The 13,680-nt window shown below is 56.1% G+C and carries 11 protein-coding genes; 3 read left to right on the top strand and 8 right to left on the bottom strand.

Features of this window, described 5'->3' with window-relative positions; all coding sequences use genetic code 11:
* Window positions 1–63 precede the first annotated feature (63 nt).
* The 4 genes from ACQE2I_RS03850 to ACQE2I_RS03835 all read right to left on the bottom strand — a co-directional run bounded on the left by ACQE2I_RS03850 (window position 64) and on the right by ACQE2I_RS03835 (window position 5,064).
* Window positions 64–1,152 (bottom strand): DUF1513 domain-containing protein, encoded by a 1,089-nt coding sequence (locus tag ACQE2I_RS03850; protein WP_278370948.1) that lies wholly within the window; start codon window positions 1,150–1,152, stop codon window positions 64–66.
* Between the two features lie 3 nt (window positions 1,153–1,155).
* Window positions 1,156–2,181 carry an imelysin family protein gene (locus ACQE2I_RS03845; protein WP_427030169.1) on the bottom strand — a complete coding sequence of 342 codons (1,026 nt, stop codon included), beginning with the start codon at window positions 2,179–2,181 and terminating at the stop codon, window positions 1,156–1,158.
* A gap of 23 nt (window positions 2,182–2,204) precedes the next feature.
* Complete coding sequence (locus ACQE2I_RS03840; RefSeq protein WP_278370950.1) at window positions 2,205–3,674, bottom strand: di-heme oxidoredictase family protein; 1,470 nt, start codon at window positions 3,672–3,674, stop codon at window positions 2,205–2,207.
* A gap of 91 nt (window positions 3,675–3,765) precedes the next feature.
* Window positions 3,766–5,064, bottom strand: coding sequence for an imelysin family protein (locus tag ACQE2I_RS03835; RefSeq protein WP_200890220.1), 1,299 nt, complete (start codon window positions 5,062–5,064; stop codon window positions 3,766–3,768).
* A 208-nt stretch (window positions 5,065–5,272) separates the two neighbouring features.
* Between ACQE2I_RS03835 and ACQE2I_RS03830 the strand changes: the two genes are divergently transcribed.
* Window positions 5,273–6,139, top strand: coding sequence for a LysR family transcriptional regulator ArgP (locus ACQE2I_RS03830; protein ID WP_027957195.1), 867 nt, complete (start codon window positions 5,273–5,275; stop codon window positions 6,137–6,139).
* Between the two features lie 206 nt (window positions 6,140–6,345).
* Window positions 6,346–8,151, top strand: a complete 1,806-nt coding sequence (locus ACQE2I_RS03825; RefSeq protein ID WP_427030168.1) for a sensor domain-containing diguanylate cyclase — start codon at window positions 6,346–6,348, stop codon at window positions 8,149–8,151.
* 16 nt (window positions 8,152–8,167) lie between these two features.
* Here ACQE2I_RS03825 and ACQE2I_RS03820 read toward each other — a convergent pair whose 3' ends face one another.
* On the bottom strand, window positions 8,168–8,725 hold the full coding sequence (locus tag ACQE2I_RS03820) for a cytochrome b (protein WP_141439815.1): 558 nt from the start codon (window positions 8,723–8,725) through the stop codon (window positions 8,168–8,170).
* 129 nt (window positions 8,726–8,854) lie between these two features.
* Window positions 8,855–9,727: a LysR substrate-binding domain-containing protein gene (locus ACQE2I_RS03815; protein WP_009286891.1), complete on the bottom strand. Its 873-nt coding sequence runs from the start codon at window positions 9,725–9,727 to the stop codon at window positions 8,855–8,857.
* Window positions 9,728–9,828: 101 nt separating this feature from the next.
* Between ACQE2I_RS03815 and ACQE2I_RS03810 the strand changes: the two genes are divergently transcribed.
* Window positions 9,829–10,707 carry a DMT family transporter gene (locus ACQE2I_RS03810; protein ID WP_427030167.1) on the top strand — a complete coding sequence of 293 codons (879 nt, stop codon included), beginning with the start codon at window positions 9,829–9,831 and terminating at the stop codon, window positions 10,705–10,707.
* Window positions 10,708–10,832: 125 nt separating this feature from the next.
* Here ACQE2I_RS03810 and ACQE2I_RS03805 read toward each other — a convergent pair whose 3' ends face one another.
* Both ACQE2I_RS03805 and ACQE2I_RS03800 read right to left on the bottom strand, forming a co-directional pair.
* Window positions 10,833–12,278, bottom strand: a complete 1,446-nt coding sequence (locus ACQE2I_RS03805; protein ID WP_427030166.1) for a hypothetical protein — start codon at window positions 12,276–12,278, stop codon at window positions 10,833–10,835.
* Between the two features lie 176 nt (window positions 12,279–12,454).
* Window positions 12,455–13,423: an IS30 family transposase gene (locus ACQE2I_RS03800; protein ID WP_032608318.1), complete on the bottom strand. Its 969-nt coding sequence runs from the start codon at window positions 13,421–13,423 to the stop codon at window positions 12,455–12,457.
* Between the last annotated feature and the right edge of the window lie 257 nt (window positions 13,424–13,680).

The raw sequence follows: 13,680 nt of genomic DNA, 5'->3' as shown, positions 1-13,680 counted from the left end.
CAAAGAGTAGTCTGAACCGGAACGCTATTCCTAAGAGCTATTCCTAAGGGCGATTCCGAAGGGCTATGTCAGATGGTTATCCCAGCGGAGTTCCAGACTGGCGACCAGTTGGGGTGTTGCCGAGCCAGGTGTTACTCGGTAAAGCCCGCCCTGGCCGGAGGAGACCAGAAAGCCGCCGTTGCCGTCGCAGCGGGCGCCGGCGGCGTCGGGCAGCGCCAGGCTGACAATAAGCTTGCCTTGCGCGGTATCCAGCAGCAGTACCCGGTTGCCGCGGGGTGCGGTGACTAGCACAGTGTTAGAGATACGGCTAAACGCCACGCTGGCGGTGTATTGGTTCAAGCTGGCAGTGACGTCCTCGGGCAGCGCCAGCTCAGAGAAGTGCCCGTCGGCAGCCAGACGACAGATCAGCGGATGGGTCTCCCACTCGGGCCCTTCAAACTGGTAGCCAGCGATCACGGTACCGTCCGCCGCTACATCCAGATGACGACAGCTGAGCTGGTGGTGCGAAGGTTCGTGACGGGCCAGAATCTCACCGCTGTGGCGATCCAGCAGCATCAGCGCTGGTGCCATGGTATCAAGATTGAGTTTAACCCGGCCATAGTCAGGATGAGTCTTGATCCCCCCCAAACCAATCACCAGTGTGTCACCATCCGGCATCAGCCTAAGCTCATGAGGCCCGATACCACCCAGCGGCATATCGCGCACATGGGCGTAGTCGTTGGCAGCGTCGTAAACGCGCACTAGCCCGGCGCTGTCCTCCAAACGATTGGCGGTGACATACAGATAGCGCCCGCTCAGGTCGAAAACGCCATGCCCGTAGAAGTGGTAGCCCTCCCCGGCCGCAATGGTGTGGGCTAATTGGCGGCTGTCCCCATCGATCACATGCATCCGTGTGCCAGGGCGGCGAGCAAACAATACCGCCTGGCGAGAGTCGGGCCGCAGACAGCCTCCATGGCAGCGCTCGGGTACTTCGATCATAAAGCGGGTCTGACCATCCAATGCCACCCCGGCGATGTAATGCCCTCCTCTGGGGTCGTCTACCGCGCTGAACAGCCAAGCGGCTTCCTCCCGCGCGGGCAGCGCCCAACTCAGCGGGGTCAGCGCCATGGCGACGCTGCCCAACCCTACTTTGAGTACTTGGCGTCGCTGCATGGTTTAATCCCCATCGCTGGAGTTAAAGCCTCGTACCAGCCCCAGTTCACCAGCGATCTCGTTACCCAGTAGATGGCGTAGCTGGCTGATGTCGAGGTAGAGCGACTGCAGACCGCGAAACGCCTCTTCGTCTTCAAGGGAAGGCACCAAGCCCGGTGGCAGTTCGCTGGCCTGAACGAGTGTCTTATCCAACTGATCACGAAACGCCTCGGCGAGCGGCAGCGCATCGGCCTCGCGCAACAGCGCGGTGAGCCCCGGCAAGAAGCCGGTACGCAGACCCTCCAGGCTGCTCTCTACCAATCGAACCGTTTGTCCGCTTCGCCACGCTTCCGCCAAGTAGCCGTTGGCGGGTGCGCCTTTAAGGCCCATGGGCTCACCGAGCCGTTTATCTTCGAGTATTTCGAGAGCCTGGATGGCGCTCGCCAGCGTGGTCTCCGTGTAGTCAGGAGTCTCAAGATAGTGCTCGCCAAAGGCCTGCCAGTCGCGATGCAGCGCGCTTGTGGTATCAGCAAGATGCGTGGTGATGGCCTGCATCAGCGAGCAGGCTCCAGGGTCGCTCAGGGCCTGTTCGTCCATGGCGTCGTCATAAAGCAAGTATTCAAGGGCGGGAAAGCCTTGAATCGCCACGCTGTCACTGGCGATATCTTGGGCATCCGGGGCTTCGGCTGCCTTCAGCCAGCCGCGCACCTTGCTGCCCACCAGGTTTTTACGGTCTGGCCAGAATTGCAGTTGCCAGCCTCGGCTATTCTGCTCGACCGGGCCGAACTGAATAAAACGCACCGCCTGCCAAGCTTGATAGGCGCTCAGCCAGTCATTTTCCAGCCGCTGTCTGAGCGCTTCGTCTGGGCTCTGGCAAAAGCGTGCGGCGCTAGCTTCCAGGCGCTCGGAGGCGGCGCTCAGCTCAGCATACTGAAGTTCCACCGCGCCGTGCCACATTTCCCGCGGCACAGGGGTGTCCGTAGCAAAAGAGAGCGGCGTCGCGAGTAGCGCGCAAGCCAGCAAACTCAGGCGGCGAAGAGATGCGATCACGTTAACTCCTTAACAGTAATGACTTACAGGGATTCAAGGAAACGTATAAGTTCCGCTCGCTGGTCAGCGGGCAATGCGCGATAGCCCTGGGTAGCGCTTTCTGCCTCACCACCGTGCCAGAGTATCGCCTCTTCCAGAGTGCGGGCGCGACCATCGTGGAGAAAACCAGCCCGGGGGTTAACCGTTTGCGCCAAGCCGATGCCCCACAGCGGCGGGGTGCGCCATTCTCGGCCATCGGCCTGGAACTCGCTGCGATGATCAGCCAGGGCATCGCCCAGATCGTGGAGCAGTAGGTCGCTATAGGGCCATATTTCCTGATTGGCTAGCGCCGGACGGGCAGTATCCGCAGCGGTGCGATGGCGCGGCGTATGGCAGCTCGCGCAGCCGAGCGCGTTAAATCTCTCAGCGCCCTGTTTCACCGCTGAGTCATCCATATTGCGTCGCATCGGTACCGCCAAGCTGGAGGCGTAGAAGGTCACGAAGTCGGCCACGTCATCGCTGACCTCAGGCGTGCCACCGTTAGGAAAATCATCGCACCCCTGGTTCTCCATGCAGTCGGTTTGTGGCACCAGACTGGAGGTCAGCCCCATATCCCCGGCGAAGGCATGCAGGCCCTGCTGCTCAATGCTGGGCTCTCCGGCTTTCCAGCCGAAACGCCCTAGCACCGTGGTGCCACTGCGCACATCCCACACTTGGTTGTAGCGGCCGGAAATTCCGTCGCCATCGTCGTCTGCAGGGTCTGCGGCAGCGATAAGGTCAGCTTCAGGAATCGCTTCTAGCAGGCCCAGGCCAATCATTGGCGGTGCCAACCGTGGCGAGGTTTGCAGTGACTCCGGCAGCTCTCCGTAAGCGGGCTCGGCAATCGAGTAGAGCGGCTCCTGCAAGGTGACGCTGGTGCCATCGGTGAAACTCACTTCCCGAGGACGATACTCAATCACCAGCTTGGCCTCGGGCTTGGCACCGCTAATCGCCGCGGTTTGGAGCTGCAAACCGTAGTTAGGTACCGGAAGCGCGCCCCGCTGCTCCAGTGTTTCTGGATCCGCTTGGCTTGCGGGTAGCGAGAGGCGCAGAAACAGCGCGATGGGGTTTTCGTCGCCGGTGGGTGGGTGCCCCCGACCATCTTTAAGGTGGCACCCCTGGCAGCTATTGGTATTGAGCAGCGGCCCCAGGCCATCCCGGGCCTCGGTGCTGGCGGGCGCCGCCACCCAAGGGTTGCGAAAGAAGCTGTTACCGACGCTGAAATCCAGCCGCTTGGTCATCGACATATTACCCAACGGCAGCGAATAGGCGTTATGGTCAAACTGCTCCACCGAGCCATTGCCACCACTCATGGGCGTCGTTTGAATGGGATAATCTTGGCTAGGTGGCACATTTTGTATAGGTGATTCGGCTGCCTGCAAGGGCACGGCCAACAAGAACAGTAAGAAACTGCTGTGGGCTAATGTGCTGGGCACCCACTTGGCTAGGACAATAAACCGGGGTAAGCGGTACATGGTGATACCTTGAGAAGGAAGATACTGACAAAACCAACAGAGCCGCGCGATAGCAACACTATCGGCGGCTCATGGTAGACGCTAGTCCGCTCTAGAACCGGTGACCGGCATCATCAGGCTGTAGGGAGGTCACGCCCAGTTCACCTGCGGCCTGTTCGATAGACCCTGTTTGCGCCACCAGGGAGAGAATCGCCTCGTTGATCAATTCACTGCCCTGCTCGTTACCCGGCGCAATCATCATATCGAATGCCATCGGCGAGCTTTCCGCTTCAGCCGCCTGCTTGATAGCATCAAGCCTCGCCATGGTGGCTTCAAGCTGCGCACCAAGGGTGTCGGCTAGCTCGCTATCTGCTTGAGACAGTAAGTCTTGCAGCGAAGGCCCCTCTACCACACTGCCATCAAGGCGCTGATAGCTGCCGGTGTAGATATTCTGAACACCCTGGCCGTTGTAGTAGTGGGAGTTGTGGGTATTGTCGCTGAAGCAGTCGTGCTCATCCTCAAAAGAGTTGGCTTCAAGGGCGACCTTTAAGCGCTCACCTGCCAGCTCACCCAGGGAGAGCGAGCCCATACCGAACAGCATACGACGCAGGCCCTCCTGATCGCTCTCGGCGAGCAGTTCCTGGCGATAGTTACCCTCGGTTTCCGGCGCCCACTGGGCCACCATCCACTCAAGGTCGTCAACGAGCAGGTCAGACACTGCGTCCAGATAGCTGCGGCGGCGATCGCAGGGGCCATGAGTGCAGTCATCGCCGGTTTGGTAATCACTCACCGGTCGTTCGCCGTTGCCTTCCTCAAAGCCATGCAGATCCTGCCCCCAGAGCAGAAACTCGATGGCGTGATAGCCGCTGGCGACGTTAGCCTCCGAGCCGCCGATTTCATTCAGGTCGGCGAGTAATTCTGGGGTAATATCGCTAACGTCCAGAGTTTCGCCGCCGACAGTGATTTGCTCGTTGGCAATGATATTGGCAGTGGCACCTTCGTTGCCCAGCTCATATTGGTAGTCATCGCCCTCGACATAATCGATCATGCCCTCATCAAGGGGCCAGGCGTTTAGCTGCCCTTCCCAGTTGTCCACCACCGCATTACCGAAACGAAACACTTCGCTCTGCTGATAAGGCACCCGCGCCTGCAGCCAGGCTTGCTTGGCTGCGCTCAGGGTTTCGGCCGTGGGATTGGCGAGCAATTCGTCGATACGCTCGTTCAATGCTTGGGCAGCATTCAGTGCATCGGCGTAATTGGCATGAGCCAGATCGGCGTAGTGTTTAACCACGGCGTCAGCGCTAACGGTGCCGTCAGCAGCAGCAGTGTCGACAGCAACTGGGGCAAAAGGCATCAGCGCGCTAAGCGCAACGATGCCAGCAAGAGGGCGACGGAGCATGATGGCGGGCATTACAGTGTCCTTTAGGCTGTGGCATTACAGAAACTACTCACATAAAGTGCTAGGCAACCCGAGAGGGTTTTGGTGCTCTAGTCCTGCCTGAAATGTAATTCATTGGCCTATGAGATTCAATCCTATTTGATCTTAAATAGAGAGCACTACGCCGTTTCATCACCATTTTTTGCTCTGTGTCACTTTTTGCTGCCTTGGGAAAACCGACATGCTGGATTATAAACTGCTTCATGCCTTGGCAATCGTGGTGGAGTGCGACGGTTTTGAGCGCGCAGGCGATGTACTGGGGCTTTCGCAGTCAGCTGTCTCCCAGCGCATTAAGGCACTGGAGGTTCGCCTTGGGCAGCCGGTGCTTATACGCTCTCCTCATCTAGCGCCGACCCCTGCGGGTCAGCGGCTGTTGACCCATTACCAGCAAGTACAGCTATTAGAGCGCGATCTCCGCGGCTCCCTACCCACGCTGGATGACCAGGCGCCGCGTCTGCGGATTGCTATCAATGCGGATAGCTTGGTCACTTGGTGGGCCGAGGCCGTTGCCACGATCTGCCAAGAGGAGGGTTTATTGCTGGATTTGGTGATTGAAGACCAGGATGTCGGGCTCAAGCGCTTGCGCGATGGCGATGTAGCGGCCTGCCTGTGCGCCACACCACAACCGATAGCCGGTGCACGCAGTGTTGCGCTGGGAGAAATGCGCTACCACCCTTTGGCGACACCGGCTTATATCGAACGCTACTTTCCAGAAGGCCCTTGCAAAGAGAGCTTTCAATCCGCGCCAGCCATCGTCTTCGGCCCTCACGATCAGTTGCAGCATCGCTTTCTTGCTCAGTGCGGCTACCACGGCCACTTTCCTTATCACCTCTGCCCATCTTCAGAAGGGTTTGTGCGCTTAGCCACAGCCGGGGTCGGTTACGGCATGATGCCTCAGTTGCAGGTCGGCGAATTAATGGCCAGTGGCCAACTAGCCAGTGTTGCTCCCGGTCATTTTTTGGCAGTGCCCTTGTACTGGCATTTTTGGCGCCACAGCGGGCAACTCATTCAACGACTTACGCAACATTTAAGTCGTGCTATGACTTAAGCATGAGAGTTTTCAACGTTTCCTTTCACCAAAGCCAACTACACTCAAAGAGCTTATCGTACGGCACAAGGAAATTTGAGCTGCTTTTGAGCGGGGTGGCATGCAAACCGCATCTGAGCGCTATGCCGACGAATTAGCGGCCCCCGGCGGGTAAGGGAACCCAGGGAACAGCGAACGGGGTAAAAAAACGAAAAAAGCGATACCCTATGCATGCACAACGTTTAACAGCGGGTGTTTACACCGGCTTATTGCTGCTGCTTGCGGTTTGTTTTATGCCCTGGGCGCAGGCAAATACTCTCCTATCCGCATCGCCAAGCCAGGCGAGCTATTCACTTGCCCCTTATAACGAGTTCTGGCACGCCGACGAACAGTCTGTAACGCTTAACGATTTGCTCGCCCAATCGCGTACTTTTACACCCACGCACCAAGCCCAAGATTTAAATTTCGGCTATACCCGTGGTGATGTGTGGCTGCGCACTCAGGTGCGCAATGATTCGTCGGAACCCCAGCGTTGGATGGTGGAGTTTGAATACCCGTTCTTGGATTACGTTACCCTTTATACGCTTCGCCAACAGCTAAGCAGTGTGCAACGAAGCGGCAGCGCGGTTCCCGTTGAACAGCGTGCGCTTGCCCACCGTCAGGCGGTTTTTCCATTGGAGCTGGCCGCCTTTGAAACCGTCACGCTGTATACCCATGTGGCTGCCTCAGGCAGCAAGATGCTGAGCTACAACTTATTAACGCCAGAGGTGTTTTATACCCAAAATGATCGTCATAATTTTTGGCTGGCGACCTACTTTGGCATGCTGCTGGCGATGGGTTTATATAACTTACTGCTATTTTTCGGCTTAAAAGAGCGCATATTTCTTCACTACTCGCTATTTGTCGCAGGCTTTGGACTTGCCATTCTGGCGTTTAACGGCATTGGCACACTCATGTTTTGGAGTTTTCTGGGTGAGAACACGTCTCGCTTGGTGGCGCTCGGTTTCACCTTTGCCTCTACCATGGCCACACTGTTTGCGCAGAGCTTCCTAAACACAGAGACGTATTGCCCACGCTGGCACCAGGTATTAAACACCTTTCGCAGCTACTGTTGGCTCGCCGTCATTGCCTCGCTGCTGCTGCCCATTCCTGCGGCCCTCCACCTAATGGATGTGACGGGGTTTATGGCGGCTTTACTGCTCCTGATATGCGGCAGCTACTGCAGCTTTCGACGCATACCCAGCGCTAGACTCTTCGTGTTTGCGTGGTCGATATTTCTGCTGGGTGCAGGTGTCTTTACACTCCGCAACCTGGGCATACTGCCGGCTAATTTTATTACCCTACACGGCATTCAAATTGGCTCGGCGCTAGAAATGTTACTGCTTTCGTTTGCACTGGCATCACGCTTTAACAAACTTAAACGGCAAAAAGAGCGCGCTCAAGCCGCTATGCTAGCTGCGCTAAAAAAGCAGGAAGCCGTGCTGGAACAAAAAGTCGCTGCCCGAACTAAAGCGCTAGAGCATTTAGCCAACGGCGATATGCTGACCGGTTTATTAAATCGCCATGGCCTGGCGCGCTGCGCCGCAGAAGCTCTGGAGCGTAATCGTCAAAACGGCCATCGCTTGGCGCTCCTGATGCTTGATCTGGATCGTTTCAAACCCATTAACGACTGCTACGGCCATGAGGCAGGTGATTTTGTCTTACAACAAGTTGCCAAACGTATTGCCCATATGGCGCGTACCGGTGACCATTGTGCACGCTTTGGTGGTGATGAGTTTATTATTATCATGGAGAACATCGAACCTCACGATACGCTTGAGAATATACAGGCACGTATCGACGAAGCCATTCGCTCACCCATCAAACTCCCCTGCGGCGAGCGAGTTAGTGTTAGCGTGAGCATTGGGGTAAGCACTTGCCAGGGAACAGAGGGCGCCACTCTTGAGAGTTTACTGCGTGAAGCCGATAGCCATATGTACGCTGTCAAATCACGCCAAGCGGTAGAGTTCTATCGCTACGGCTCGGCGAGTTAGGTATTAACCTTGGTCATTAATCAAACAGGCTCATACGTTTCATAACGTTATCGCGTTTGATTTTCCAATGGAATATGGCACCGGCGACGTGCAGTACCACCAAGCCTAAAATAACCCACCCCAGGCGCCCATGCCACATAAAGAGTTGTTCAGATAGTTGCTCGCGCTCGCCAATCAAACCGGGTAAATGCCAGTGGAAAAACTCCACGGGAAAGCCGCCGCTTGCGGTAGCCGCCCAGCCCAATAAAGGCATAACGATCAACGCCAAGTAGAGCAAATGGTGAACGCTGGTACTCACCACCCTCTCGAAGGCATTTAGAGGCGGTTCATGGTCAGGCACCACAAAGGCCAGGCGGGTAATAATACGTAGCGTCATTAGCAACAGGATCAGCACACCCAGCGTCTTATGGCTGGTATACAGCAAGTTCGTCAACATATTACCGACTAGAGCGAGGGTGCGTTCATAGCCCAAAAAGCCTAACGTTAAACCGCTGGCCAAGGAGAGCAGCACCGCGCCAGCCACCAGCCAGTGCAACACCCGATGCGGGTAGATATAGTGATCCAGTTCGTGCATGCAGTGCTCCTAACAGCCAATTCATTTGCTCTTCATTCTAGTCAGTAACGCTCCCTTACGCTGATTAAAGCACTACACGGCCATCAACGCTAAGCATTACCTAGGCTCTACTTGGTCTCAAAAGCCACTTTATAACGCTTGTTCGGGCACTGCCAGCTGATCGCGTATTAACTCTGCCAAACGGCGCGCAGGCTCCGAAGGTCGGTGCGGCGCCCGGTGCAGCGCCAACTCAATCATCGGCAGCGCAGGCAGCCCACTGCTCTCATCCAGCGGTCTCAGTGCAGGGGTTAGCATGCTGCGAGTCACCACCACGATGGCCAGCCCAGCGGTCACAATTGGCGCCAGCCCCGCCATGGATTGGCTGGTATAGGCCACGCGCCAGCTGCGCCCCGCCGATTGCAGCGCCTGCTCGGCCACTTCACGGAATACGTCAGCCCCCGGTGAGTAGAGCGCCAACGGCAACGGGTCGCTTAGCAGCGGCTGCTGGTTCATACCGACTGCCCACAACAGCGGTTCCCGGCGAATCACATCGCCGCCCGGCGAGTTGCGCTGTCGGGTCACCAGGGCGAGATCCAGCTCTTTAGCTTTAACCTGCTCAACGAGATGCGCGCTAGTGCCGCAGATCACCTTTAACCCCACAGCGGGGTAGAGCTGATGAAAGTAGGCAAACACCGAAGGCAGCAACGAAGCATAATCTTCAGGAATGCCGAGAGTAAGATCGCCTGTCACCTGGCGCGCCTGCATATCGCTCCACGCGTCATCGTTAAGTGCTAATAGCCGTCGGGCGTGGTTAAGCAAGCGTTCACCTTCTGAGGTAAAGCGTATTCGCCGCCCTTCCCGCTCGTGCAGCGTGAGCGAGAGCTGCGCTTCTAACCGCTGGAGCTGCATGCTCACAGTGGACTGGGTATACGCCAACCGTTTAGCAGCTGCGGTCACACTCCCAGTGTCCGCAATCGCCACCAGGGTGCGTAGCAGGGTTAGGTCTAACGTGGGGGCACGCATATATCACCAAGCTTGATGAAAACGATCACAAAAGATCGATATTGTGATGCATTGATGATGAGTATGCTGCTCGGTACATGCTCAAATCAAGGAGAACTCTTATGCATCCCGTTCACTCCCCTGCGTTATTCCCACGTTGGTACAGTGTTGGTGCGGCGCTGGTGGCCGTGATGCTTTGGAGTGCGGCACCGCTGCTGGCTGAGTTTGCCAAAGCGACACCGCCCTTGCAGTTAACTGCCGTTACCCTGTTAGCGGGATCATTGGCGACGCTACCATTAAGCCGCCGCGTAAACGTCGCTGCCAGCGGCGTGGGTTGGCAACTCAGCGTTTGGGTGGGTATCCCACTGCTCATCTTTGGCGCCGTCAGCACCTACTTTATTGGTATGCGGCTAGCCCCCGCCGCCGAAGCGGCGCTAATTACCTACACGTGGCCTGTGCTGTTCGTGCTGCTCAGCCAATGGAGCCGTTTTGGCCGCCTACGCATCGCAGGGGTGGTCGGCGCTCTGATTGCGTTTTCAGGCGCTGCGCTACTGCTGGTTCCTCAAGCCATCAGTGGAGGGCTGGGTGGTGCCACCACGGGCTACGCGCTAGCACTGCTGGCCGCCTGCTGCTGGGCGATCTATTCATGGTTAAGCCAAGCTGCACCAGTGGCCTTAACACCCCTGCTGCCGCGGCTACTGCTGATTGCCTGCGCTATTGCCGTGGCAGCCAGCTTAATACTGGAAGGCACCCTCGCCCTCCCCAGCGGTGAAGCGTTACTCGCGGGCATCGCACTGGGCTTGGGGCCTTACGGAGTAGCCATGGTGGCCTGGGATAAAGCATTGCGCTGGGGGCACGCGAGCCTTGTGGGCAGCTTGGCGTATGGCGTGCCGATTCTAGCCGCCCTACTGCTGGTGCTAGCAGGCATGAGCGTGCTCGACTGGCGCCTACCCGCCGCGACCGTGCTGGTAGTGGTAGGCTGCCTCAAAGCTGGCCGTTAACCTCCTAACGCCTAACTATTTACGCCTCACGCCTCACCATTTACTCATCACCATCGACCAATAAACCAACGCCCCTATCACGATAAGCAACAGGGGCGCTGGGTATTATCGATTAACGCTAACAATTAAAGCTCTGGGGGAATGTCCGTCGGCTCCATGTCGAGGCTTAGTTCAAATAAGCCGCTACCGGTAGCGCTAAACCCGCGTGCGCTTACCGTGTAAGTGCCGGGCAGCAACTGCTCTTGAAGCCGTGAGTCGGTACCGCCCGCACCGTCATCATCGCCGGCGAAAAAGCCTTGACCACTAATTTCGATAAAGGTATCAAAATCGGCAGAGCGCATTTCCAACGTTACTAACGAGCTCTCTGCTACTTCCAACTGATACGTCAGCGGCTCACCGCTATACCAACCGTGAAGCGCTTCACCAGAAGTGAGCGTGCCTTCATTACGCAAATCAACATCGGGCATGTCACGCGTCTCCATGGAGAGCGTAAACATGCCGCTGCTTTCGTCATAGGCAGTACGTGCCGTTAACTGATACTCACCGGGAGCAAGGAAATCAGCAATACTGGCATCCAGATTACCGGCACTATCATCATCTTCTCGGTAGTAACCATTAGGCCCCTCAAGCACCAGGTAGGCATCGATGTCGCTGGAGCGCATCTCAATTTGGTACATACCCGCGTCTTCTACTTCTACTTGGTAGCTAAGCTCCTGACCACTGTACCAACCGTTGAGAGAGTCATCGGGCATCAGCGCTCCATCATTGCGAAGTTCGCCATCACCCAGTAACTCGTGAGGCTCTACTGAAAGCGTATAAACGCCATTGCCATCTCCGTAGGTACTGCGAGCCGTCAGCGTATACTCACCGGGCTCTAGGAAATCGGCAATGCGCGCATCTAAATCACCGGCGCTGTCATCGTCTTCACGAGCGTACCCATTCGGCCCGTCAACCTCTAAGTAAGCATCGAAGTCATCAGAACGCATTTCCAGCTGGTAAAGGCCCGCCTCTTCGATGTTCAAGGTGATTTCCCGGGCACCCCCTTGTAGCCAGCTATCGATTGGCTCACCCACTGCCACTGTGTCGGCATCCGTTAGCTCAACGGTGTGGCTGTTAACGGTAAACGGGCCATAGCTATGGGAATCGGCACCGCTAACCACCACCACATAGTCACCGCTCTCCTCAATACGGTGGCGCACGACGGAGGCATTATCGAGTAGCTGTAACTGGTCATCATAAAGCGCCACAACGCCCTGCAAAGCCCCCTTGAGAGAAATCTCAACAATCTCATCCTCTTCCAGTGCGATTGCATAGCGCATGAAGCGGCTACCATTATTACCGTTCAATTCGCTGGCCGAGGTAATTTCGCCACGCAGGCGCTCATCAAGGGTGAGCTTTTCAAGCCCCACAATAGCCTCGGCAACAGAGGGTTGATCAGTTGTCTCAGCGCTTTCAGCAGGCGCCTCCTCGACGGCTTGCCCCGGCAAGGGAATCACTTGAGCGGCGAGAAAACCAACGACGCCGCCACCAACCGCCACCAATACAAACGTAAACGCAGAAGATCTAGCCATGAACGGCTCCTTGTTGAGTAGAAATGACAATCATTACTTAGATAAGCACTCATGATTATAAGGCGCTTACTCAATTAAAGTGAGCGTTTCATGAAAAACGCTGCTTTGCATAAAACTCTTTCTTTATTCATTTCATACCTTGTCTAACTTGGTTTCAAGTAATAACTGCAATTTCATTACGCGGCGAGTAAATCGTCTCGCCGCCCTATAAATAACTCATTCGGTGATCGTCCACCTCTGGTCGCTCTGGGTCTGCTGTTCAGTCGATCCATAACAAACTGAACCTGCTCATCCGTCACCTTGCTTAAGTCTGTTCCCTTGGGGAAGTACTGGCGGATAAGGCCGTTGGTATTCTCATTGATCCCTCGTTCCCATGATGCATAAGGGTGGGCAAAATAAATATCCGCCTCCAGACCTTTCGCTATATCCTCGTGCCCAGAAAATTCAAGACCATTATCCAAGGTGATGGTTTTGATTCTGGCTTTGAGCGACGCCAAATGCTCAATCGCTGCAGCCGCCAGCAGGTCGGCTCTTTTGCCCGTCAGGCGAACAATGACCGTATACAGCGTCTTACGCTCAACCATCGTCAGCAGAACGCCCTTGCGACCCTTGCCGATGATCGTATCGCCTTCCCAGTCACCAATTCGGCTACGCCGGTCAACGACCGCAGGGCGCTCATCAATACTCACTCTGTTCTTGATCTTCCCTCGCCGATCATAGCTGCCATAGCGCTTGCGATAGGGCTTTGACGCTACCCGAAGATGCCTATACAAATCGCCACCGTTGGCCTTGTCTGCGTAAATCAACTGGTAAATCGTCTCGTGGTGCAGACATACGCCTGTGTGCCTTCTCAGGTAATCGGCAACCTGCTGCGGACTCAGCTCCTGACGAAGCAAGGTTTCTATCTCACCTCGCACCTCGTCCGTCACCTTCCGTGCCTTGTAGGCATCATGCCTCCTAGCGCTCGACAGCTTCTGTGCCTGCCCAGGCCGATAACCTCGAAGCCCTCTGTTACGGCGAAGCTCCCGGCTGATCGTGGACGGACTCCGCTCCATTTTCTCCGCTATCGCCAATTGGCTGTGGCCTGCTTTTTTTAGAATGTAAATCTGGTATCGTTCGTTTTCGGTCAGCTGGTTGTAGCTCATCAGTGCTTTTCTCTTGGTCGGGAGGAGCGCCGACTCTACCAGCTGGCCGCCCTCTTACCAATTGCACTTATTATCCGAAACCGCGTAATAAGTTACTGAAACCCAAGGCCACATAAGTAAAGATTAAAAAATCTTGAAATTGAACCTATTTGCATCGATCTTCTCAAAGCTTGCTGACTCGTTGCGATAAGGGTAGTATCGACAAGCCTATCAGGCACCTTATCGAAGAGTGGGATCCGTAACACGCAAAACCGAGG

The sequence above is a fragment of the Halomonas sp. H2 genome, from assembly GCF_050215315.1.
Taxonomy (GTDB): domain Bacteria; phylum Pseudomonadota; class Gammaproteobacteria; order Pseudomonadales; family Halomonadaceae; genus Vreelandella.
Note: the sequence above shows the minus strand (reverse complement) of the source record. Positions and strands in the feature narration are given on the sequence as shown.

Bases quoted from the DNA above. Each gene is read 5' to 3' on its own strand.
- ACQE2I_RS03830 (WP_027957195.1), top strand. From the start codon at position 5,273: ATGCTGGATTATAAACTGCTTCATGCCTTGGCAATCGTGGTGGAGTGC.
- ACQE2I_RS03850 (WP_278370948.1), bottom strand. From the start codon at position 1,152: ATGCAGCGACGCCAAGTACTCAAAGTAGGGTTGGGCAGCGTCGCCATG.
- ACQE2I_RS03820 (WP_141439815.1), bottom strand. From the start codon at position 8,725: ATGCACGAACTGGATCACTATATCTACCCGCATCGGGTGTTGCACTGG.
- ACQE2I_RS03805 (WP_427030166.1), bottom strand. From the start codon at position 12,278: ATGGCTAGATCTTCTGCGTTTACGTTTGTATTGGTGGCGGTTGGTGGC.
- ACQE2I_RS03825 (WP_427030168.1), top strand. From the start codon at position 6,346: ATGCATGCACAACGTTTAACAGCGGGTGTTTACACCGGCTTATTGCTG.
- ACQE2I_RS03840 (WP_278370950.1), bottom strand. From the start codon at position 3,674: ATGTACCGCTTACCCCGGTTTATTGTCCTAGCCAAGTGGGTGCCCAGC.
- ACQE2I_RS03800 (WP_032608318.1), bottom strand. From the start codon at position 13,423: ATGAGCTACAACCAGCTGACCGAAAACGAACGATACCAGATTTACATT.
- ACQE2I_RS03815 (WP_009286891.1), bottom strand. From the start codon at position 9,727: ATGCGTGCCCCCACGTTAGACCTAACCCTGCTACGCACCCTGGTGGCG.
- ACQE2I_RS03810 (WP_427030167.1), top strand. From the start codon at position 9,829: ATGCATCCCGTTCACTCCCCTGCGTTATTCCCACGTTGGTACAGTGTT.
- ACQE2I_RS03835 (WP_200890220.1), bottom strand. From the start codon at position 5,064: ATGCCCGCCATCATGCTCCGTCGCCCTCTTGCTGGCATCGTTGCGCTT.